The organism is Xanthomonas bonasiae (genome assembly GCF_014836395.1).
GTDB lineage: Bacteria > Pseudomonadota > Gammaproteobacteria > Xanthomonadales > Xanthomonadaceae > Xanthomonas_A > Xanthomonas_A bonasiae.
Map to the genome: position 1 here is coordinate 48006 of NZ_JACSQX010000017.1, position 21032 is coordinate 69037.

The window sequence follows — 21032 nt, forward strand, 5'->3', positions numbered from 1 at the left end:
GGCCCCCCCCCCCCCCCCCCACGGCATGCGGCAACGTCCACGCCGTGGGCCTGGATCGGGCCAGGTTGCGAGGCATCCGCGATCGGCTTGCGCCTGCGCGCCGCCGGCGTTGCAGGCGCCGCGACGCGGCTCAACGCTTTCGTTTTGCGGCGTTTCCGCGGTGGTACACGCGATCGACCTCGAACACCCCGCCGCGCTGCGATTCGGCATGGCCTTCGGCGCGGATGTGCACGCGCAGGCTGTCCGCATCCTGCGCATCGGTGGTGTAGCGGTAGGACACGCGGATGCCGTTGCTGGTGCTGATTTCCACCACCATGCCGTCGGGGTTGTCGTGCAGCAGCGCCTGCACGCCGGGCGCGATCTGCACGCGCGCGCCGGACAGCGGCAGGATCACCACGTCGCTGCTGCCGGGGCGGCCGAACACCACCGATTCGCGGGTGCGGTACAGCAGTAGCGTATCGGTCAACGGCGCGGCGAAGTCCATCTCCGGACGCAGCATCTGCAGCGGACCGCTGGCGCGGCGTGCGCCGGATCCGCCGCCGGGGGGGCCGCCCGGCGGGCCGCCTTCGCCGCCTGGACCGCCCGGGCCTCCCTGACCACCGCCCGGGCCTTCGCCGTCAGGCGCGGGTCCGCCGGCGGCGGCCTTTTGCCGCGGCACCGCGCGCTCGGCGGCCTTTTCTGCCTGCTTGGCGGCTTTCTTGTTGGCCTTGGCGTCGGCTTGCCATTGCGTCGGCGGGTCGGTGGCGACCTGTTGCGCGAACGCCGGGACCTGCAGCATCAGCACCAGCAGCAGAAGAGGGGGACAGCGACGGCGAACGGGCACGGCAAGACTCCGACTGGCAACGAGTCCGACGATGCTACGGCGCGGCGTTCGCGCGCTCTTGCCGTGGTGTGTTGCCGCCGGCCACGCAGCGCGCGGCTTCCTTTTCGCCGCGGGACCATGGTGCCGTGTCGGGGAAGGTTCCCGGCGGGCGGATGAAATGGCGACCGAAGCCTGGCGGTTCGCTGCAGTCGGGACTGAAGTCCCTTCCACAAACGGCCGGCCCGACCATCGCCTGGCCCCATGTTCCCGAAGGCGCGACCGCCGGGATGGCTTCGGGCCGCCGGTTGCGCCGGACGCTGTCGGTACTGTCCGTCGCGACCGCTGCGCCGATCCCGCAAGCCACTGCGGGATGCGGCCGCATCTGGGCGAAACCGCCCTACAGGTAGAGTCCCTCGGTCCGCAGCGCCGCAGCGCCGTTGCCGGCGACTCCCGCGGCGTTGGCCGGACGCGGATCCAGCCGTGCCTGGTCGGTTTCGTCGGTCCACACCACGAACGATTCCAGCGTGTTGTAGCCGAAGGTGTTGCTGATCGCCACGTCGGCGGCGTCGCGGCCGCGCGCGATCAGCACCCGGCCGATGCGCGGCAGGTTGTGGCGCGCATCGAAGGTGTACCACTGCCCGTCCAGGAACGCCTCGAACCAGCCGGAGAAATCCATCGGCGCCGCCGAGGCGGGCACGCCGATGTCGCCCAGGTAGCCGGTGCAGTAGCGCGCCGGGATGTTCATGCAGCGGCACAGCGCGATCGCCGAGTGGGCGAAGTCGCGGCACACGCCGCGGCCTTCCTGCAGCGCCTGCGCCGCGCTCTTGGTCGGGCGCGCGTGCTCGTAGCCGAATTCGATCTGCGCATGCACGTAGTCGCAGATCGCCTGCACCCGCGCCCAGCCGGTCGGCGCGCTGCCGAACAGGTCCCAGGCCATGCCGCTGAGCAGGTCGGTCTCGCAGTAGCGGCTGCCGAGCAGGTACATCAGGGTGTCGTCCGGCAGCTGCTCCACCGGGGTCTGCGGCGCGTCGTAGCGGTACTGGTCGGGCAGGCCGCTGTCGCGCACCACCGCGTCGGCGCGCAGGGTCAGCACGCCGGCCGGGGCCAGCATGCGCGTGCAGCTGTTGCCGAACTGGTCGCGATAGCCGCGCAGCGGAATCGCCGGCTCGGTCTGCAGCGCGGTGGCCACGACGATGTCGGTGCGGCGGCTGTCGTGGATGTCGAGCATCGCCAGCACCGGGGTGGGCTGCAGGAAACGGTAGCGGATCTCGTAGCCGAGGCGGATGAGCATGGGGGAGGGGGTCCGGTGCATGCAGCGAGGGGGCGTCCGAATGGACGGCGATGCACCGAGAGTGCGCAGCCTGCGCTCAGCCCGGTGTGAAGGCAGCTTGCAACCGATTCAGCATGCTGAGCAAGCGCTGCGCCCATTGCCGCTGTCCTGCGCGGTCGGCGATCAGGTCCTGGCGGAGTTCCAGTTCCACGTGCGCCAGGCCGCGCGCCTCGGCGTGCACCGGGATCGCGTAGTCGGTGGCGTCGCTGACCGAATAGGGCTGGTTGTCGCCGACCACCAGGCCCGGCTCGGCGCGCAGTTCGGCCAGCAGCGCCTGCGCGAAGCGCGCATCGCGCTGGTACAGCACGCCGGCATGCCAGGGCCGGGACTCGCCTGCCATCGCCGGGGTGAAGCTGTGCATCGCGATCAGGATGGTGGCCAGGCCGGCGTCGCGGCGCCGGTCCAGTTCCGCGGCGATGCGCGCGTGGTAGGGCGCGAAGATCGCGCTGACGCGCGCCGCGCGCGCGGCGGCGTCCAGCCCCTGGTTGCCCGGCACCACGGTGCCGTCGCTGACCTCGGCGATCGAACCCGGCGCCGACAGCGGACGGTTGCAGTCGATCACCAGCCGCGAATAGGTCTGCACGATCGCGAACGCGTCCAGCGCCTGCGCCAGGTCGGCGGTGACGCCGGCGATGCCGATGTCCCAGCCGATGTGCCGGTCCAGTTCGTGCTGCGGCAGGCCCAGGTCGGCCAGCGCCTGCGGCACGCGCTGCCCGGCGTGGTCGGCGATCAGCAGGTAGGGCGAACGGCCGTGCGCCTGGTACACGGTGTAGGGCGGCGGATCGCCGGCGCCGAGCAGGGACGGCGCGGCATCCGCGTGCATCGTCGGCTCAGCCACGCGGGGTGCCGTCCAACTGGTGCTCGATCATCCACAGCCCGGCCCACAGCTTGGCGTCCAGCTCGTAGCCTTCGCCCATCTTCTGCACCAGCCAGGCCGCCGCGCGGGCGCGCGGCACCGTGTGCACGGTGATGTCCTCGCTGGCATCGCCGCCGCCGTCGCCGACCTTGCGCAGGCCGCTGGCACGGACGAAGGCGACCTTTTCGTTGCTGGCGCCGGAGGAGGTCGGGCCGATCATCAGCACCTCGGCCTGGTCGGCGGTCCAGCCGGTCTCTTCCTCCAGTTCGCGCACCGCCGACACTTCGATCGATTCGCCCGCGTCGATGTCGCCGACCAGCCCGGCCGGCATCTCGATGGTGCGCGCCTGCAGCGGCACGCGGAACTGCTCGACGAACAGCACCTCGTCGTCCGGCGTCACCGCGACGATGATCGCGGCCAGGCCGCCTGCGTGCACCCGTTCGGAATATTCCCAGGTGCCGCGCACCACCATGCGCTGGTATTTGCCTTCGTAGACGATGCGGGGCGGGGAATCGTGGCGGGTCATGGGTAGCGTTCGCTCGGTTCGGAAGAAGAAGGCGTGGCCGCGTCGGCGCGCAGCCCGGCTGTCCTGAAGTGTAGAGGCATCGGTGTCGCGATGATGCGCGTGCGTTTGTGGGTTTGCAGGTTCGGAGCGGTTCCGCAGGCCAGGTGCGTCGGTTCCGACGCAGCGACGGGCGTCGCTCCGTTTGTTATGGCTGAAGCCGCGTCTACCGCGACTTGCGGCGAGCTGTCGGGTGCATTGTGGGTGGGCCTGACTGGAGCCGCGGAGGTCCGCCGCTCCGTTCGTCGCGGCTGAAGCCGCTCCTACAGGGGGCTTGCGGCACGCCTGCTGGGTGCGCTGTAGGAGCGGCTTCAGCCCCGACCTCGCCGAGGTCAACACGCTTGTCGCTTGGCGACGGCCCGAGACCATCCGGCGTCGCTCTGCAAGCGCGTCATCCGTATCGCGTTGCGCCGACGCCTAGCCGACGGGACCGTCCAGCCCCGCCGCCTGCAGCAAGCGGCGCCGGGTCAGCGGGCCGAAGCGCAGCGCTTCGCACAGGCCGTGCAGCATGTCGGCGTCGGCCTGGCCGCGGGCGAAGCCCGGTGCGGCCGAATGCAGCGGCGCGTCCAGTGCGATGGTGGCCAGTTGCCGCCACAGCAGCGCGTGCTCGCGCTGCTCGCGCAGGCGCACCGCCATCTGCGCCGCGCCGCGCAGGCGCAGGAACGCCACTTCGTCGATCCGCGCCAGCAGCGTGTCCAGGTCGCCGAAATGCGCCAGCAGGATCGCCGCGGACTTGGCGCCGATGCCGGTGACGCCGGGAATGTTGTCGATCGCATCGCCGGTCAGCGCCAGGTAGTCGGCGATCTGGTGCGCGTGCACGCCGTGCCGCGCCTTGACCCCGGCCATGCCCCAGCGCTGGCCGCGCGCGTAGTCCCACTGTTCGTCGAAGTCGAGCAGCAGCAACTGCGACAGGTCCTTGTCGGCGGACACGATCACGCCGTGGAAGCCGGCGCCGCGCATGCTGTGCAGGGCGCTGCCGATCAGGTCGTCGGCCTCGTAGTCGTGGTGCGCCAGCACGCCCAGGCCGAGCGCCGCGCACAGCGCCTTGCAGTGCGCGAACTGGCGCCGCAACGCGTCCGGCGCCGGCGCGCGATTGGCCTTGTAGGCCGGGTACAGGCGATTGCGGAAGCAGCTGTCCAGCGCTTCGTCGAAGGCGATCGCGATGTGCTGCGGGCGCTCGCGTTCGAGCAGGTCGAGCAGGAAGCGGGCGAAGCCGTGCACCGCGTTGGTCGGCCAGCCCTGCGCGTCCTGGAACTCGTCGGGGATCGAGTGCCAGGCGCGGAACACGTACAGGCTGGCATCGACCAGGTACAGCGGCCGCGTCGGCGCCGCTGCGTTCACGGCGTCCAATCGCTCAGCAGCTGCTGCGGATCGGGACGCTCGCGCTCGGGCACCTGCATGCGCGGCGTGCCGATATGGATGAAACCGGCGATGCGCTCGTTCTCGGCCAGACCCAGCCGCGCCGCCACCGCGTCGTCGTAGGCCATCCAGGCGGTCAGCCACTGCGCGCCGAAGCCGTAGGCCTGCGCCGCCTGCAGCAGCGCGAAGCAGACCGAGCCGGCGGTCAGCCATTGCTCGATCTCCGGCACTTTCTCCTCGCGCTGCAGCCGCGCGATCACCGCGATCGCCAGCGGCGCATGCGCGAAACGTTCGCGATCCTTCTCCACCGCGGCGGGCGGGGCGCCCGGGTCGCGCTGCAGCGTGCGCTCGGCCAGGAAGTCGCCCAGCGCCAGGCGCGCCTGGCCGGCGATGCGCAGGAACCGGAACGGCACCAGCTTGCCGTGATCGGGCACGCGCACCGCCGAGCGCAGCATCGCCAGCAGGGTCGCCGCGTCGGGTCCCGGCTCGCCCAATTGCTTGGACGGCACCGAACGGCGCTCATCCAGCGCTTGCAGCGAATGAAGTGTGCGCATAGTCTCGATTCCGTGGGGCGGGCGCCGAATTATAGTCGCGTGCCCAAAAGCGGCAGCGGATGCCGCGGTTACACGGAGAGTCAAGCTTCATCCTCGATCTGCCGCTAACTTCCGAATTGACGTCGGTCTCACTTGCGCTTGCGTATCACACTGCCATGACAATCGCCGAATATGCCGAGGAGCTGCTGCCCAGCCGCAATTCGGACCTGCTCGACCAGGTCCGGGACGTGGTATCGGTGCCGCTTGCAGAGGCGTTCGGCGAGGTGCTGGACGTGCTCGCCGATGCGCTGTTCCGCATGGCCGAGCGCGCGGGGCCGACCCAGAACGACTATTTCGAGGCGATCCAGCTGCTGCGGCAGCAGCGCGAGCCGATCGCGGCGCGCTTCCGCGGGCACCTGGCGCAGGCCTGGCAGGCCCTGGAGGCCGGTCGCCCGCTGTCGGTCGAACGCACCCTGGCGCGCGAGCGCGGCGACCTGAGCCTGGTCTCCGAACAGGAGCTGGACGTGCGCTTGGCGGTGCGCAACCTGGCCGGCGCGATCCAGCACCGCTGGCGCCCGGAACTGATGCGGCTCAACCGTTTCCTCGGTTTCATCGCCGGCGGCCAGCGCATCGATGCCGACAACAACCCGTTCGGCCCCGAGCATATCGGCGCGGCGGTGTATGCGGCGCTGCACGGTCTGGTGCTGGCGCCGCAGGTGCAACTGGCGATCGTCAAGATCTGCGAGCAGGAACTGCAGGAGCGGGTCGGCGAGCTGTACGCGCGGCTGGAGCAGCGCCTGGACCAGGTCGCGCGGGCGCGTTCGCTGCCGATGGGCCGCACCCGCCGCCGCGCCATCCCGCGCAACGGCGCCAGCGGCGACGAAGCGGCGCCGGACTGGATCAGCCGCTTCTTCGAGAGCTGGCATGCCGCCGCGCCGCTGTCGGCCGCGCAGCGGCGCGCGGCGCGCGTGCTGGACGCGCATGCCCGCGACGACCATGAGGTGCTGCCGCCGGCGCTGCGCGCCTTGCTGCACGAAGCGCAGCCGGTGGCCCCCGATCCCGCCGAGGATGCGCGCCGCAGCCTGTCGCCGCGCGAACTGCTGTCGGTGCTGTCGCTGCTGCAGACCACGCCGCTGGCCGGCTTCGCCGCGATCGCCGAACACGGCGAACCGCTGGCGCAGGGGCTGCGCCGGCAGGTGGTGGCGACCGGCGCGTCGCTGGGGCTGGATCCGGCCAGCACCCGCCTGGAGCCGGCCGATGCGGACACGCTGGACCTGGTCGGCCTGCTGTTCGAGGTCATGCTCGACGAATGCGTGCTGCAACCGGCGCAACGCGAACTGCTCGGGCAGATGCTGGTGCCGCTGGCCAAGGTGGCGCTGATCGACGGCCGCCTGTTCGTGCGCGACGGGCATCCGGCGCGGCGCCTGCTCAATCTGCTGGCCGATGCCTGCGACGGCAATGCCGGCGACAGCGCGATCGAACAGGTGCTGCAGGCGCAGGCGCAGGCGGTGGTGGAACGGGTGGTGAGCGATTTCGACGAGCACCTGGCGGTGTTCCTGACCCTGGAGGCGGAATTCGGCAGCGCCTACGAGCAGTACCGGCGCCGGGTGGAGATCGCCGAGCGCCGCGCGGCCGAGCTGCAGCGCGCCGAGGAACGCCGCGAGAAGGCACGGCGCCTGGCCGCACAGGCCGTGGACGAACGCGTGCAGGGCGACGCGGACGGTGCGGCCTTGCCGGTGCCGATCGACACCTTCCTGCGCCAGCCGTGGTACCAGTACCTGCAGCAGTCGGCGCTGCGCGACGACGGCCATGGCGCGGCGGTGAGCGCGGCGCTGGCGCTTGGCGACGCGGTGCTGGCGCAGTGCCGCCAGGCGCAGACCGGCGGCGGCGTGCCGGCGGGCGGCTGGCTGCAGCCGCAGCGCGCCGAGCTGTTGCGGCTGTGGACCAGCGTCGGCCTGGATGCGGCCGCCGCCGAGGCCGCCTGGCTGGGCTTGCAGACGGCGCTGGACGATGTGGCGCATGCGCGCCTGCTGCAGGCGCCGGCACCTGCGCCCGCGCCGGTCGCTGCCGAGACGCCGGCGGCCGAGACCGTGCCGGCGTTGCCCGAGCCGGCGCAGGCGGCCGATTTCGACCACACCACCGCCGAGTATTTCCGCACCCTGGCGATGGGGACCTGGCTGGACTTCGTCGATCGCGAAGGGCGCGTGCAGCCGGGCAAATTGTCCTGGGTCAGCCCGATCTCGTCGCGGCTGATGTTCGTCAACCGCCGCGGCGGCCGCCTGTGCGTCGCCTCGCCGGAGGCGCTGGCGATGATGGTGCAGCTGGATCGTTTGCGCCTGCATCGCGACGACGATGCGTTCTATAGCGCGATGCAGGGTGCGGTGGACCGGTTGGAACGGGTCGCGGTCGCGGCCTGAACGCGCCTGGGTAGGCGCGTTTCGCACGGTCTTGCAGGTGACGTTACGTAAAGACCGCCTAGGATGACGGACGAGGTCACGTTCCGGAGCGTAAAATGTGTAGCGCGTCACGGTTGCTGTTCAGGTACCTTGCCTACCATGCAGAGGCGGAAACAGGGGCCGTGTCCGTTCGACTTCCTTTTACTCTTTTCCTAGCGCCGCTCCCGGCGCGGAGCCTTCGCGCATGAGTTTCAGCCCCAGCTCGCCGCACGCACATCCCGCGCGCGACCCGCATCTGCTGATGCAGGCGCGCGACGGCATGCTGCCGGTGCTGGGGCAGGCGTTCGCTGCCGCGCTGGCGCATTTCGACGACGTCCTGTTCGACCGCGCCGAGAGCGCCGGCGCCTCGCAGCTGCTGTTCCTGGACGGCATGCGCGAGCTGCGCCGCCGCCGCGACGAAATCGGCGTGCGCTTCCGTGCGCAACTGGACCAGGCCTGGCAGGCGCTGGAAGCCGGCGCGCCGCTGTCGGCCGAAGTGGCGCTGGCCGGCTACGGCCAGGGCCTGAGCCTGGTGTCCGAACACGAACTGGAATCGCGGCTGGCGGTGCGCAACCTGGCCAGCGTGCTGCTGCGCGAATGGAAACCGGTGCTCAGCCGCATCGACCGCCGCCTGGGCTGGATTGCCGGCGGCCTGGAACTGGACGCCGACACCAATCCAGTCGGCCCCGAACACATCGGCGTCGCGGTGCATGCCGCGTTCTCCACCAGCGATTTCGCCCCGGAAGTGCGGCTGGTGCTGATCAAGCTGTGCGAGCGCGACCTCACCGGCGGCATCGGCAAGCTCTACCAGGAGTTGGACGACAGCCTGGCGCGGGCCGGGGTGATGCCGGAAATCTCGCGGCCGCGCCCGCCACCGCCGCCGCGCCGCGCGCCGTCGCCGCCGGAAGAGCGCCAGGCACGCGGCGACACCCCCGGGTTCGGCGAGGACAGCGGCGCTGCCGGCGAGGCGGGCGAGTACGACGAGCAGTACGCGCCGGCCTGGGCCAGCCGCTTCGTCAACCGCTGGGCCGAGAGCCGCGGCCGGCTGCAGGCCACCGATGGCTACGCCGAGGCCGGCGCCAACCTGCCCGGCGGCAGCCAGGGCGTGTTGCTGGAGGCGCTGCACGAACTGTTGCAGCAGACCCGCAGCGTGCGCGAGAACGCCACCTCCGCGGCCAGCGCCGCGGTCGGCCAGCAGCGCTCGTTGAGCCAGCGCGAAATGATCTCGGTGCTGTCGCTGCTGCAGGCCACGCCCAGCGCCACGCTGCGCGCGGCGATCGGCGACGACGGCGAATCGCTGGCGCAGCGGCTGAAGAGCGAGGTGTTGTCCAACGCCACCCAGTTCGGCGTGGATCCGGCGCATGCGCGGCTGGATCCGGTCGACGAGGACGCGATCGACCTGGTCGGCATGCTGTTCGACGTGATGCTCGACGAACGCGACCTGGAAGGGCGCTCGCGCGAGCTGATCGGGCGGCTGGTGGTGCCGTTCGTCAAGGTCGCGCTGCTGGACCGGCGCATGTTCGTGCAGAAGACCCACCCGGCGCGGCGCCTGCTCAACTCGCTGGCCGAGGCCTGCGAAGGCAATACTGGCGAGAGCCCGGCCGAGCGCGTGCTGATGGGCAAGGTCGAGGAGATCATCGAGCGGCTGGTCGCCGAGTTCAACGAGAACCTGGCGATCTTCCTGACCCTGGAAGAGGAATTCCGCGAGTTCCTGGCCCAGCACCGGCGCCGCATCGAGATCGCCGAGCGCCGCGCCGCCGAGACCCAGCGCGGCCAGGAAAAGCTGGAATTGGCCCGACAGCGCGCCGAGGCGGAACTGCAGGCGCGCTTGCAGGGCCGGCAGCTGCCGCGGGCGCTGGACGACTTCCTGCGCCAGCCGTGGCAGCACCACCTGACCATGGCGGTGCTGCGCGAGGGCGAGGACGGCGCCGGCGTGCGCGACGCGCTGGCGCTGGCCGACGGCCTGCTCGAGGAAGCGGCCGAGGCGCAGCGGCACATCGTCGGCAAGCCCTGGCTGCAGGCCTGGCAGGGACCGCTGACCAAGGTCTTCGCCAGCGTCGGCCTGCATGCCGAGGCCGCCGCTTCGGCGATCAACGTGCTGCACGACACGCTGCAGGCGGTCGCCGAACTGCGTCCGGAACTGGAGCGCCCGCTGCCGGAACTGCCGCAGGTGACGCTGCCGCAACCGCCGGTGCAGGAGGCGCAGCCGGTGGAACTGACCACGCCGGAAACGGTGGACGACTTCGACAACGCCGATGCCGACCGCTTCCGCAAGATGGCGATCGGCACCTGGCTGGATTTCATCGACCGCGACGGCAAGGTGCAGACCGGCAAGCTGTCGTGGGTGAGCCCGATCTCGGCGCGGCTGCTGTTCGTCAACCGCCGCGGCGTGCGCTTCTGCGTGGCCTCGCCGGAGGAACTGGCGGTGATGGTGCGGCTGGGCCGGCTGCGCAGCCATATCAACGATGGCGCGTTCGACAGCGCGATGCAGGGCGTCATCGACCGGCTCGACCCGCAGAACGCGACGCTGCATTGAGGGCCGTTGGCGCGAGGCGGATAGATTCTGTCTCGCCGCCTTCCCAGGCTCTGCGCGCGGTGCATGCCCTTGTAGGAGCGGCTTCAGCCGCGACCGGGCGTTCCCGGGAATGCCGTCGCGGCTGACGCCGCTCCTACAAAAACCGCCTGCGAACCGCTCGCCCGGCGCTGCCATCGCCGCGCGGACCCTGTAGCATCGGCGCCGACTAGGGCGGGCAACGCACGGGGAATCGCATGGCAGTGCAGGTGCTGGTGGTGAAGGAATCGGCGCACGGCGAACGCCGCGTGGCGGCGACGCCGGAGACGGTGAAGAAGCTGGTCGCGCTCGGCGCGCAGGTGCAGGTCGAACCCGGCGCCGGCGTGTCCGCCGGCTTCGTCGATGCGGCCTATCTCGCGGCAGGCGCGCAGCTCGCCGATGCCGCGACCCCGGCGCAGGCCGACCTGGTGCTGTGCGTGCAGCCGCTGCCGGTCGTCGCGCTGAACCAGCTCAAGCCCGCCGCCGGCGTGGTCGGCATCCTGCAGCCGCAGGCCGACCCGGCGCGCGCCGAGGCGATGCAGGCGCGGCAGCTGGTCGCGTTCCCGCTGGAGCGGCTGCCGCGCACCACCCGCGCCCAGGCGATGGACGTGCTCAGCTCGCAGGCCGGCATGGCCGGCTACAAGGCTACCCTGATCGCCGCGCAGCTGGCGCCGCGCTTCTTCCCGATGTTGACCACCGCCGCCGGCACCATCCGCCCGTCCAAGGTGCTGATCGTCGGCGCCGGCGTCGCCGGCCTGCAGGCCATCGCCACCGCCAAGCGCCTGGGTGCGCAGGTCGAAGGCTTCGACGTGCGTCCGGAGACGCGCGAGCAGATCGAATCGCTGGGCGGCAAGTTCCTCGACCTGGGGGTCAGCGCGGCGGGCGAGGGCGGCTACGCGCGGCAGCTGACCGAGGAGGAGCGCGCCGAGCAGCAGCGGCGCCTGGCCGAGCACCTCAAAGGCATCGACGTGGTGGTCTGCACCGCCGCGGTGCCCGGGCGCCCGGCACCGAAGATCCTCAGCACGGCGATGGTCGAGGGCATGAAGCCGGGCAGCGTGGTGGTGGACCTGGCTGCCGAGACCGGCGGCAACTGTGAACTGACCCGCCCCGGCGACACCATCGAGCACGCCGGCGTGGTCGTCGCCGGCCCGCTCGACCTGGCCAGCATGGGCGCCGTGCACGCCAGCGAGATGTATGCGCGCAACGTCTACAACTTCGTCGCGCTGTTCCTGAAGGACGGCGCGATCGCCTACGATTGGGACGACGAGTTGCTGGCCAAGACGCGCTGGACCGGTTGATCGGTGCGTCGGCCGCGTGCCGTGCCTGGCACGGCGCGCGGCCCCGACGCCGCGCGCCGATGCGACAGGTGCCGGCGCTGCCAGAGCGTTGTCTCCCGACATTCCCGGCATCGTGCCGGTCCCAATGAGGCAACGGCCAGCCGCAAGTTGCAGGCGGCGGGCTGCGGGAGCCAACTGTGGGAGCGACTTCAGTCGCGACGGGCATTCCCGATGACGCCAGTCCCGAATGTTCGCTCGATGGCGGCCGGGAAGCGCGCCCACCCCTGCAAAGTCTCCGAGCAAGGCCCCTGCGTCCACCTGCCGGCGCATTTCCGGCTCTGACGGTGGTGCGATGCAGCCTGGCGTCGCGTCGCGACGGATTCGACCGGCGTTGCGTCGCGATCGATGCTCCAGACCGGCCCCCAGTCGCGACGGCAGCGTTTAGACAGCGATAGAAAAGCGCCGCCGCCTCGGCGCGCTTACGGGACGGTCACCTGGAACCCGGCACAGGCCTGGTGTCCGGACTGGCGTTGGCCTTGATCCAGGCGTCGCGCTGCTGCGGGGTCATCGCTTCCCAGCGATCGCGCAGCGCCTTGCGTTGCTCCGGCGGCAGCGCCCGCATGCGTTCGAACAGGACCCGCGCCTCTTCGCGCTGCTGCGGCGTCATGTCTTCGTAGCGGCGCGCGCCCTTGCGCGCGCGTTCGCGCTGCTCGGGGGTCATGCTCTGCCAGCGCTGCGCGTGCTCGAACATCCTGCGCCGCTGCTGCGGCGCATCGTTCCAGCGCTGGCGCATCGGCGCGATCAGCAGCTCGCGCTGCTGCGCGCTTAGGTGCTCCCAGTCCGGCAGCGGCGGACCCGCATCGGCGTCGGTATCCGCCGGCGGTGGCGGCGCGGCGAACGTCGCCAGCGGGGTGGCCCCGGCCAGCAGGGCCAGCGCCAGGGACATGCGGATCAGGCGGTTCATCGTGTTCATTCCATCGCCAGCGAAGTATCGGAACCCAGCCACAGGTACAGGTCGGGGTTTTCGTCGAGCAGGCCGGCCACGGCATCGTCGCCGTCGCCTTGCGCGGCGACGCTCGCGGACACCGCGGCCGCGGCGGGAACGCCGGCGACGCTCGCCGCCTGGACCGCGACGGGCAGCGCCGGGCGCAGCAGCAGATGCATGCCGAAGGTGGCGCCGAGCAGGGCCGGGGCCGCCGCCAGCAGCCAGCCCCAGCGTCGCGCCGGCGCGGCGTGGGGGCGGCTGGCGGCGTGGCGGGCGGCGCGCAGTCGCGCCAGGGTCGGTGCCGGCAACGCCTGCAGCGAGGCCTGGTGCGCGCGGCGCATCTGCGCGTCGAACGCGGCCGAATGTGTGGTGTCGGGTTTCACCGGACGTCCTCCAGAAGTTTCTGCAACGCCTCGCGGGCGCGCGACAGATGGGTCTTGACCGAGCCTTCGGAGCAGCCCATCGCGCGTGCGGTGGTGGCCACGTCCAGCTCCTCGAGCACGCGCAGGGTGAAGGCTTCGCGCTGCCGCGCCGGCAGCGCGCGCAACGCCGTGACCAGGCGCGCATGCGTCTGCCGCTGCTCGTGGCGCTGCGCCGGCGTCGGGCCTTCGTCGGCCCAGTCCGGCTGGCTGTCCTCGCCGTACTCGCTGGCCGGCGCCCAGAAGCGCAGGCGGAAGCCGCGGCGGCGCTGCAGGTCGATGATGCGCCGGCGCAGGATGCTCCAGAACAGCGGGGTCCATTCCTGCGCCGGCCGCTCGCGGTAGGCGAGCAGCTTGATCATCGCGTCCTGCACGGCATCCAGCGCATCCTCGCGCTGGCGCAGGCCGGCCTCGGCGAAGCGGAACGCGCGCGGGCCGATCTCGGCCAGGAACGCGTCCAGCGACGCCGGCAGCGGACGCGCGGCGTCGTCGCTGTCGAGGTCGGTCGTCGGGGGATCGAGGGCGGGCGTGCTCACCAGCACAGCTTAGCTTCCTGGCGCGGGGATACCGTGGATAACGCGTTGCCGCCGCCGGGGTTGACCTGGCGGCGGCCCGGTTCGCCGCCGCTTGCCGCCCCAGACAGCCATCGCCCACCGATTCAGCACCCGGTTATGATTGCGGCGGTCGGGCGCGGCGCCCGGGAGAAGCGGAATGAGCGACGGTTTCGTGGCCTTGTACATCTTCATGCTGGCGGCCATCGCCGGGCATGTGATCATCTCGCGGGTGCCGGTGATCCTGCACACCCCGCTGATGTCCGGTTCCAACTTCATCCACGGCATCGTGCTGATCGGCGCGATGGTGGTGCTCGGCCATGCCGATACCACGCTGGAGAAGGCAGTGGGCTTCCTCGCGGTGCTGCTCGGCGCCGGCAACGCCGCCGGCGGCTACGTGGTCACCGAGCGCATGCTGGAGATGTTCAAGAGTTCCAAGAAGCCGGGGGACAAGCCATGAGCGCCGCGCAGCCGGCGCTGATCGCGGCGCGCCCGCAGGGCGCCAGGGTCTGGTTCCAACTGTTGAGCTACCTGCAGTATCCGGCGCTGGTCGTGGCCGCGGTCTACGCGGTCAAGCCGCTGTTCGCCGGCATGGTCGGCATGTTCGACGACTGGAACTACGCCTTGCTCTACGCCGGCGTGGGCGTGGGTCTGTCCTCGCTGCAGGATCCCACCCGCACCCAGAACAAGATCTCTCACCGGGTATGGCAGGACCCGCGCAAAGGCCGGCTGATGCTGTGGCTGCTGTCGATCGAGGCGCTGCTGCCGGTCGTGATCGGTCTGGTCGGCGCCTACCTGGCCAGCACCACCGCGCTGAACCAGCTGTCGCTGGGCCTGGTCGCGTTCGGCCTGGGCATGGTGGGGCTGCTGAAGACCGCGATCGAGATGTTCGAGCACCATCGCCTGGATCGTCAGCCGGATGCCGCGGCACCGCTGGCAGGGGAACCCGCATGAGCACCGCCGAAGCACTGTCCTGGCTGGTGAAGGCCAGCTACCTGGTGGCCGCCACCCTGTTCCTGCTCGGCCTGCAGCGCATGGCCTCGCCCAAGACCGCGCGCAGCGGCATCCATTGGGCCGGCTTCGGCATGTTGCTGGCGACCGCGGCGACGTTCCTGCTGCCCGGCCTGCACAACCTGACCCTGATCCTGCTGGCGATCGTGATCGGCACCGGCGCGGCCTGGATCTCGGCCAAGAAGGTCGCCATCACCGACATGCCGCAGATGGTCGCGCTGTACAACGGCATGGGCGGCGGCTCGGCGGCGGCGATCGGCGCGGTGGAACTGCTGCGCTTCTCGTTCCTGGCGCACCGCGACACCTCGCACTGGAGCGAGAGCGCGATCGCCGCGCTGGCCGCGCGCCAGCCCGATGCGACCACGCTGGCGCTGGCCATCGTCGGCTCGGCGATCGGCGCGATCTCGCTGTCCGGCTCGGTCATCGCCTGGGCCAAGCTCGACGGGCGGCTGGACAAGCGCGTCACCTTCCCCGGCCAGCAGGCGTTCAACCTGCTGGTGTTCGTGGCGATGCTGGGCCTGGGCGCCTGGGCCGCGATCGGGCTCAGCCCGGTGGCGATCGTCGCCTTCTTCGCGGTGGCGCTGGCGCTGGGCGTGCTGATGACGCTGCCGATCGGCGGCGCCGACATGCCGGTGGTGATCTCGCTGTACAACGCCTTCACCGGCCTGGCGGTCGCGTTCGAAGGCTACGTGCTCGGCAACGAGGCGCTGATCATCGCCGGCATGATGGTCGGCGCGGCCGGCATCCTGCTGACCCGGCTGATGGCCAAGGCGATGAACCGGCCGATCAGCGGCGTGCTGTTCTCCAACTTCGGCGGCGGCGGCCAGGCGCAGGAGATCAGCGGCGCGCAGAAGCCGATCGAGGCCGGCGACGTGGCGGCGATGATGGCCTACGCCGAACGCGTGGTGATCGTGCCCGGCTACGGCATGGCGGTGGCGCAGGCGCAGCACAAGATCTGGGAGCTGGCGCAGCGGCTGATCGAGCGCGGGGTCAAGGTCAAGTTCGCGATCCACCCGGTGGCCGGACGCATGCCCGGGCACATGAACGTGCTGCTGGCCGAGGCCGGCGTGCCGTACGACCTGATCGCCGACATGGACGACATCAATCCCGAATTCCCCAGCACCGACGTGTCGCTGGTGATCGGCGCCAACGACGTGGTCAACCCGGTCGCCAAGACCGATCCGGCCAGCCCGATCTACGGCATGCCGATCCTGGACGTGGTCAATTCCAAGAACGTCGTGGTGATCAAGCGCGGCAAGGGCACCGGCTTTGCCGGGATCGAGAACGCGCTGTTCTACGCCGACAACACGCGCATGCTGTACGGCGACGGCGCCGAGGCGGCCGGCGCGCTGGTCAGCGAATTGAAGGCGCTCGACGGCGGGCATTGAACCGGCGCCGGCGATCGGCGCCCATGGATGCTATCGCGGCCGAAGCCGCTCCTACAGGGCTTGCGGGAACACTGTAGGAGCGGCTTCAGCCGCGACCATTGCCTTCAACGCGCGCTGAAATAGGCCACGACCAGGCCGATGCCCAGCCACAGCACGTCGCCGGGGCGGTTGGCCAGCACGGTCAGCGTCCAGGCGTAGCGCGCGCCCAGTTTCAGCGACGAATCCCAGGTATCCAGGCCCAGCCCGGCGCCTACGTGCGCGGCGGCGATGCCCCAGTTGGCGGCGACGATCACCAGCGCGGTGGCGAGCACCGCCACGGCGATGCGCAGCTTGCCGCGCGGCAGCGTGCCCAGGCGCAGCATCCACGCGACCTCCAGCGCCACCAGCACCGCCATCCAGCCGGATTGGTGGCCCAGGCTCAGCGCGACCAGCATCCAGGCGATCAGGGCGGTGAAACAGCCCAGGCAGAGCAGCAAGGGCCATAGCCAGTGCGAAGTCCTGGCCGGCGTGGAAGAGGGCGGCATGCGATGTTCCCGGAGAATCCGTACAGGATACCCTTCGCCGCGTTCGCCGCGCACTCGGATAAACTGGACGACTTGCACCGGCGGGGCCAGCCCCCATATCGCCCCCATGTACTCACGCAGCAGCGAACCTGTCCAATTCGAACGCGATTGCGCGGCGGTGATGGTGCCGCAAGGCGACGCGGTCACCCTGCCGGCCGGCAGCTACGGCTACATCACCCAGGCGCTGGGCGGCAGCTATACGGTGTTCGTGGAAGGCAACCTGTTCCGCATCGCCGGCAAGGACGGCGACGCGATCGGCAAGGAACCGCCGCCGGGCCTGGACCTGCCGGAAGGCGCCGGCGACGAGCAGGTCGAGGCGCTGATCTGGCAACAGCTGCGCACCTGCTTCGATCCGGAGATCCCGTTCAACATCGTCGACCTGGGCCTGGTCTACGAAGTCGACATGCAGCCGCGCGAGGACGGCCAGCGCATGGTCGAGGTGAAGATGACGCTGACCGCGCCCGGCTGCGGCATGGGCGACATCCTGGTCGACGACGTGCGCAGCAAGCTGGAACTGATCCCGACCATCGCCGAGGCCGATGTCGAACTGGTGTTCGATCCGCCGTGGGGCCGGCATATGATGTCCGAGGCCGCCCGCCTCGAAACCGGCATGCTCTGACCCGCGCGCGACTGCGCGACCTGGGGCCGGGACAAGGCGCCGCCGCTGCGCTTCGATGATGCAGCGGCACGGCCGTCCCTCGACTACCACAGGAAACCCCGGTGTCCGCTACCGAGCCGTCTTCGCAGTTCCGCCTGATCCCGTCCACCACCGCACGCAGCGCCGACGCGCGCGCGCAGATCCTTGCCGCGCCGGGCTTCGGCAACTACTTCACCGACCACATGGTCGCCATCGAATGGGACCGCGAGCAGGGCTGGCACGACGCCCAGGTGCGCGCCTACGGCCCGCTGGCGCTGGATCCGGCCGCCTCGGTGCTGCACTACGGGCAGGAGATCTTCGAGGGCATCAAGGCCTATCGCCATGCCGACGGTTCGATCTGGACCTTCCGCCCTGACGCCAACGGCAAGCGCCTGCAGCGCTCGGCGCAGCGCCTGGCGCTGCCGGAGCTGCCGGTGGAGCTGTTCGTCGAATCGCTGCGCCAGCTGATCGCGGTCGATGCCGCGTGGGTGCCGTCGGCGCCGGAGACCAGCCTGTACTTCCGTCCGTTCATGATCGCCAACGAGGCGTTCCTGGGCGTGCGCGCGGCGCAGAAGGCCGGCTACTACGTCATCGCCAGCCCGGCCGGCGCCTACTTCGCCAAGGGCGTGGCGCCGGTGGCGATCTGGCTGTCCACCGACTACGCGCGCGCGGCCAAGGGCGGCACCGGCGCGGCCAAGTGCGGCGGCAACTACGCCGCCTCGCTGCTGCCGCAGCAGCAGGCGCAGGCGCAGGGCTGCTCGCAGGTGCTGTTCCTGGACCCGGTCGAGGGCAAGTACCTGGAAGAGCTGGGCGGCATGAACGTGTTCCTGGTGATGCGCGACGGCAGCCTGGTCACCCCGGCGCTGTCCGGCAGCATCCTCGAGGGCATCACCCGCGACAGCATCCTGCAGTTGGCGCGCGATCGCGGCATGCAGGTGGTCGAACGCCAGGTGACCATCGACGAGTGGCGCGACGGCGTGGCTTCCGGCGCGATCGCCGAGGTCTTCGCCTGCGGCACCGCCGCGGTGGTGACCCCGATCGGGCAGCTGAAGGGCAAGGATTTCGAGGTCGGCGACCTGACCGCACCGGCCGGCCCGGTGACCCTGTCGCTGCGCCAGGAACTGACCGACATCCAGTACGGCCGCGTGGCCGACCGCCACGGCTGGCTGTTGCGGTTGGGCTGAGTCCAGGCGTTCTCCCGCCCGCCGGCACTGCTGGCGGGCGCCGAGCTGGGCGTGGCGCAGGCTGCGCCCAGCTTCGATCCCCGGGGACGTCGTCCGTTCCCGGGTATGCCACGGGCGCCCCGGCACACCGCCCGGCGCGTGCGGCCGCGCATCGCCGCGACGTCCCCAATGCGCGCCTTGACCCTGCACTACCGCTGCGCAGGGCGTTCGCTGGCCCTGCCGCCGTCCGGCGCACCTGCTTCTACGGATGGGCCGCTGTCTGCATTGGCGCGTGACCACGCCCGCGCCGCGCAAAAATGTCCCGGGACTGTCTTCTCGGGTCATCGTCATTGCCTTCGTGTCGCAAAAAGATAAAGCGCAGCCCGTCTTTATGTTGACAACCGTCACGCTTATGAATTTTGGACGATCAAAAGTTGGTCCATACGCGTCTGTATTGGGATAGCGTCCGATGAACGGCTGGCAACAGGGGGCCGGCCTGGGAGTCGCGCTGCACTCGGATTCAGTGCCTGTTTAGGCCTCCGCAGCGCGAAAAATCGCCGTCAGGTGGCAATCAACGAAAAGGAAGTTCCGAATGTCCGAAATTTCGCAACGTGGTTCGCGCCAGCGTCCTTGGCTGATCGTGCTGGGAGCGTCCGCATTGACTTCGCTGTTGCTGGCGACCCCGGCATTCGCCGGCGACGTCAACCTCTCCGGCCTGAACGCCGAGCCGACCGTGCAACGTTTCATCGTCAAGACCCGCGATGCCGCCCTCGTCGGCGTCGCCAGCACGTCCGCCGCCGCCACCTCGGCCTCGCTGCGCGCGACGCTGCAGTCGGTCGCCGCGGCGATGCCGGCCAAGAACGGCCGCGCGCTGGGGCTGACCAGCCTGCGCCGCCTGGCGGTCGGCCCGGAAGTGATCCAGTCCAACCGACCGCTCGACCACGCCGAGGCCGAGACGCTGATGCGACAGCTGGCCGCCGATCCCAATGTCGAGTACGTCGAAGTCGACCAGCGCATGACCATCGCGCTGACCCCGAACGATCCCAGCCTGTCCAACCAGTGGGCCTTCGGCACCACCACCGCCGGCATCAACGTGCGTCCGGCCTGGGACCAGGCCACCGGCAACGGCGTGGTCGTGGCGGTGATCGATACCGGCATCACCAGCCATCCCGATCTCAACGCCAACGTCCTGCCGGGCTACGATTTCATCAGCGTCGCCGCCGACGCGCGCGACGGCAACGGCCGCGACAGCAACCCGGCCGACGAAGGCGACTGGGCCGCGGCCAACGAGTGCTACTCCGGTTCGCCGGCGTCCAATTCCAGCTGGCACGGCACCCACGTGGCCGGCACCATCGCCGCGGTGACCAACAACAGCACCGGCGTGGCCGGTACCGCGTTCAATGCCAAGATCCTGCCGGTGCGCGTGCTCGGCAAGTGCGGCGGCTACACCTCCGACATCGCCGACGCGATCACCTGGGCCTCCGGCGGTACCGTCAGCGGCGTGCCGGCCAACACCACCCCGGCCGAAGTGATCAACATGTCGCTGGGCGGCAGCGGCACCTGCTCGACCACCTACCAGAACGCGATCAACGGTGCGGTCGGCCGCGGCACCACCGTGGTGGTGGCGGCCGGCAACAGCGCCGCCAACGTCTCCGGCTCGGTACCGGCGAACTGCGCCAACGTGATCGCGGTGGCCGCGACCACCTCCTCGCGCGCCAAGGCCAGCTACTCGAACTACGGCACCGGCATCGACATCTCCGCGCCGGGCTCGAGCATCCTGTCCACGCTCAACGACGGCACCACCACCCCGGGCAATGCCAGCTACGCGTCCTACAACGGCACCTCGATGGCGACGCCGCACGTGGCCGGCGTGGTCGCGCTGATGCAGTCGGTCGCGCCGTCCCCGCTGACCCCGGCGCAGGTGGAGAGCACCATCAAGAGCACCGCGGCCAGCTTCTCCTGCTCGCAGGGCTGCGGTGCCGGCCTGCTCGACGCCAATGCCGCGGTGACCGCTGCGCTGGGCGGCGGCACCACCACGCCCCCCACCGGCAACACGCTGCAGGACGGCGTGCCGGTCACCGGGCTCGGCGCCAGCAGCGGCTCGGAGCTGAACTACACCGTGACGGTGCCGTCCGGCGTCAGTTCGCTGACCGTCACCATCTCCGGCGGCAGTGGCGATGCCGACCTGTACGTACGCCTGGGCAGCGCGCCGACCGACAGCACCTATGGGTGCCGCCCGTATCTCAACGGCAACAACGAGACCTGCACCTTCAACGCGCCCAGCGCCGGCACCTACTACGTGCGGCTCAAGGCGTACAGCACGTTCTCGGGCGTCACCCTGACCGCGAACTACTGATCCGCACGCGGCGCGGCGCTCGCCTGGACGGCGGCGCCGCGTACGCCGCGAATGCCGAACGGATCGGCAGGGCAGGACGCCCTGGACGCTGCAGATACGACAGCCCCGCGCCCCGGCGCGGGGTTTTTTGTTGCGCGGCGTCCGTCGCCATCGCCGCTGCGCGGAGATCTGCTTCTGCAGTCCGCAACACGGGTGGCCTGCTGTCACAGATCGACACATTGGCAGCAGGTTTCCCTGCGCCGGCTGCAGCCAGC

Annotated in this window: 19 protein-coding genes; 9 read left to right on the forward strand and 10 right to left on the reverse strand. The window is 70.7% G+C overall.

From position 1 onward, the window contains the following. Window positions 1–130: 130 nt before the first annotated feature. The 6 genes from H9658_RS20885 to H9658_RS20910 form a co-directional block, all read right to left on the reverse strand. Complete coding sequence (locus H9658_RS20885; protein ID WP_191826800.1) at window positions 131–823, reverse strand: hypothetical protein; 693 nt, start codon at window positions 821–823, stop codon at window positions 131–133. Between the two features lie 376 nt (window positions 824–1199). After that, window positions 1200–2093: a transglutaminase-like domain-containing protein gene (locus tag H9658_RS20890; RefSeq protein ID WP_191826801.1), complete on the reverse strand. Its 894-nt coding sequence runs from the start codon at window positions 2091–2093 to the stop codon at window positions 1200–1202. 76 nt (window positions 2094–2169) lie between these two features. Beyond that, the gene (locus H9658_RS20895; RefSeq protein WP_191826802.1) at window positions 2170–2955 is read right to left on the reverse strand and encodes an N-formylglutamate amidohydrolase; all 786 of its coding nucleotides are present in this window, start codon (window positions 2953–2955) and stop codon (window positions 2170–2172) included. 7 nt (window positions 2956–2962) lie between these two features. Next, window positions 2963–3514, reverse strand: a complete 552-nt coding sequence (locus H9658_RS20900; RefSeq protein ID WP_191826803.1) for an NUDIX hydrolase — start codon at window positions 3512–3514, stop codon at window positions 2963–2965. Window positions 3515–3967: 453 nt separating this feature from the next. After that, window positions 3968–4891 carry a 5'-3' exonuclease gene (locus tag H9658_RS20905; protein ID WP_179568174.1) on the reverse strand — a complete coding sequence of 308 codons (924 nt, stop codon included), beginning with the start codon at window positions 4889–4891 and terminating at the stop codon, window positions 3968–3970. Beyond that, window positions 4888–5463 carry a nitroreductase family protein gene (locus H9658_RS20910; RefSeq protein ID WP_179568172.1) on the reverse strand — a complete coding sequence of 192 codons (576 nt, stop codon included), beginning with the start codon at window positions 5461–5463 and terminating at the stop codon, window positions 4888–4890. The genes H9658_RS20905 and H9658_RS20910 overlap by 4 nt, the downstream gene beginning before the upstream one ends. Before the next feature lie 155 nt (window positions 5464–5618). Here H9658_RS20910 and H9658_RS20915 point away from each other — a divergent pair, with 155 nt between their 5' ends. From H9658_RS20915 to H9658_RS20925, 3 genes are all read left to right on the forward strand, one after another. Next, window positions 5619–7859 (forward strand): DUF1631 family protein, encoded by a 2241-nt coding sequence (locus H9658_RS20915; protein WP_191826804.1) that lies wholly within the window; start codon window positions 5619–5621, stop codon window positions 7857–7859. A gap of 223 nt (window positions 7860–8082) precedes the next feature. Continuing rightward, entirely contained in the window at window positions 8083–10413 is a 2331-nt protein-coding gene (locus H9658_RS20920; RefSeq protein WP_191826805.1) for a DUF1631 domain-containing protein, read from the forward strand. 233 nt (window positions 10414–10646) lie between these two features. Beyond that, complete coding sequence (locus H9658_RS20925) at window positions 10647–11726, forward strand: NAD(P) transhydrogenase subunit alpha (protein WP_191826806.1); 1080 nt, start codon at window positions 10647–10649, stop codon at window positions 11724–11726. A gap of 469 nt (window positions 11727–12195) precedes the next feature. Here the strand turns inward: H9658_RS20925 and H9658_RS20930 are convergent, their stop codons facing one another. From H9658_RS20930 to H9658_RS20940, 3 genes are read right to left on the reverse strand one after another with little or no spacing between them, the layout of a single operon-like run. After that, window positions 12196–12669, reverse strand: coding sequence for a DUF3106 domain-containing protein (locus H9658_RS20930; RefSeq protein ID WP_191826807.1), 474 nt, complete (start codon window positions 12667–12669; stop codon window positions 12196–12198). 5 nt (window positions 12670–12674) lie between these two features. Further along, window positions 12675–13031, reverse strand: coding sequence for a hypothetical protein (locus tag H9658_RS20935; RefSeq protein ID WP_179569385.1), 357 nt, complete (start codon window positions 13029–13031; stop codon window positions 12675–12677). A gap of 38 nt (window positions 13032–13069) precedes the next feature. Further along, window positions 13070–13651, reverse strand: a complete 582-nt coding sequence (locus H9658_RS20940; protein ID WP_191826808.1) for an RNA polymerase sigma factor — start codon at window positions 13649–13651, stop codon at window positions 13070–13072. 169 nt (window positions 13652–13820) lie between these two features. On the opposite strand from H9658_RS20940, the gene H9658_RS20945 reads away from it, so the two are divergent. Genes H9658_RS20945 through H9658_RS20955 form a run of 3 tightly spaced genes read left to right on the forward strand, consistent with a single transcriptional unit; the run spans window position 13821 to window position 16059 of the window. Continuing rightward, window positions 13821–14120, forward strand: coding sequence for an NAD(P) transhydrogenase subunit alpha (locus H9658_RS20945; protein WP_145705660.1), 300 nt, complete (start codon window positions 13821–13823; stop codon window positions 14118–14120). Continuing rightward, window positions 14117–14614, forward strand: coding sequence for a hypothetical protein (locus H9658_RS20950; RefSeq protein WP_191826809.1), 498 nt, complete (start codon window positions 14117–14119; stop codon window positions 14612–14614). The genes H9658_RS20945 and H9658_RS20950 overlap by 4 nt, the downstream gene beginning before the upstream one ends. Continuing rightward, window positions 14611–16059: an NAD(P)(+) transhydrogenase (Re/Si-specific) subunit beta gene (locus tag H9658_RS20955; RefSeq protein ID WP_179568158.1), complete on the forward strand. Its 1449-nt coding sequence runs from the start codon at window positions 14611–14613 to the stop codon at window positions 16057–16059. The genes H9658_RS20950 and H9658_RS20955 overlap by 4 nt, the downstream gene beginning before the upstream one ends. Before the next feature lie 104 nt (window positions 16060–16163). Here the strand turns inward: H9658_RS20955 and H9658_RS20960 are convergent, their stop codons facing one another. Continuing rightward, complete coding sequence (locus H9658_RS20960) at window positions 16164–16583, reverse strand: hypothetical protein (RefSeq protein WP_179568156.1); 420 nt, start codon at window positions 16581–16583, stop codon at window positions 16164–16166. 106 nt (window positions 16584–16689) lie between these two features. Here H9658_RS20960 and sufT point away from each other — a divergent pair, with 106 nt between their 5' ends. The 3 genes from sufT (at window position 16690) to H9658_RS20975 (ending at window position 20778) form a co-directional block, all read left to right on the forward strand. After that, window positions 16690–17241 (forward strand): putative Fe-S cluster assembly protein SufT, encoded by a 552-nt coding sequence (sufT, locus tag H9658_RS20965; protein ID WP_191826810.1) that lies wholly within the window; start codon window positions 16690–16692, stop codon window positions 17239–17241. Window positions 17242–17342: 101 nt separating this feature from the next. Then, complete coding sequence (locus tag H9658_RS20970; protein ID WP_179568152.1) at window positions 17343–18443, forward strand: branched-chain amino acid aminotransferase; 1101 nt, start codon at window positions 17343–17345, stop codon at window positions 18441–18443. 571 nt (window positions 18444–19014) lie between these two features. Beyond that, window positions 19015–20778 (forward strand): S8 family peptidase, encoded by a 1764-nt coding sequence (locus H9658_RS20975; protein WP_191826811.1) that lies wholly within the window; start codon window positions 19015–19017, stop codon window positions 20776–20778. Window positions 20779–21032: the final 254 nt, after the last annotated feature.

What these genes read in the sequence shown, in the direction of transcription:
- H9658_RS20890 (WP_191826801.1), bottom strand. Translation starts at nt 2,093, where the DNA reads ATGCTCATCCGCCTCGGCTACGAGATCCGCTACCGTTTCCTGCAGCCC.
- H9658_RS20895 (WP_191826802.1), bottom strand. Translation starts at nt 2,955, where the DNA reads ATGCACGCGGATGCCGCGCCGTCCCTGCTCGGCGCCGGCGATCCGCCG.
- H9658_RS20900 (WP_191826803.1), bottom strand. Translation starts at nt 3,514, where the DNA reads ATGACCCGCCACGATTCCCCGCCCCGCATCGTCTACGAAGGCAAATAC.
- H9658_RS20910 (WP_179568172.1), bottom strand. Translation starts at nt 5,463, where the DNA reads ATGCGCACACTTCATTCGCTGCAAGCGCTGGATGAGCGCCGTTCGGTG.
- H9658_RS20915 (WP_191826804.1), top strand. Translation starts at nt 5,619, where the DNA reads ATGACAATCGCCGAATATGCCGAGGAGCTGCTGCCCAGCCGCAATTCG.
- H9658_RS20920 (WP_191826805.1), top strand. Translation starts at nt 8,083, where the DNA reads ATGAGTTTCAGCCCCAGCTCGCCGCACGCACATCCCGCGCGCGACCCG.
- H9658_RS20925 (WP_191826806.1), top strand. Translation starts at nt 10,647, where the DNA reads ATGGCAGTGCAGGTGCTGGTGGTGAAGGAATCGGCGCACGGCGAACGC.
- H9658_RS20930 (WP_191826807.1), bottom strand. Translation starts at nt 12,669, where the DNA reads ATGAACCGCCTGATCCGCATGTCCCTGGCGCTGGCCCTGCTGGCCGGG.
- H9658_RS20935 (WP_179569385.1), bottom strand. Translation starts at nt 13,031, where the DNA reads ATGCGCCGCGCGCACCAGGCCTCGCTGCAGGCGTTGCCGGCACCGACC.
- H9658_RS20945 (WP_145705660.1), top strand. Translation starts at nt 13,821, where the DNA reads ATGAGCGACGGTTTCGTGGCCTTGTACATCTTCATGCTGGCGGCCATC.
- H9658_RS20950 (WP_191826809.1), top strand. Translation starts at nt 14,117, where the DNA reads ATGAGCGCCGCGCAGCCGGCGCTGATCGCGGCGCGCCCGCAGGGCGCC.
- H9658_RS20955 (WP_179568158.1), top strand. Translation starts at nt 14,611, where the DNA reads ATGAGCACCGCCGAAGCACTGTCCTGGCTGGTGAAGGCCAGCTACCTG.
- H9658_RS20960 (WP_179568156.1), bottom strand. Translation starts at nt 16,583, where the DNA reads ATGCCGCCCTCTTCCACGCCGGCCAGGACTTCGCACTGGCTATGGCCC.
- sufT (WP_191826810.1), top strand. Translation starts at nt 16,690, where the DNA reads ATGTACTCACGCAGCAGCGAACCTGTCCAATTCGAACGCGATTGCGCG.
- H9658_RS20975 (WP_191826811.1), top strand. Translation starts at nt 19,015, where the DNA reads ATGTCCGAAATTTCGCAACGTGGTTCGCGCCAGCGTCCTTGGCTGATC.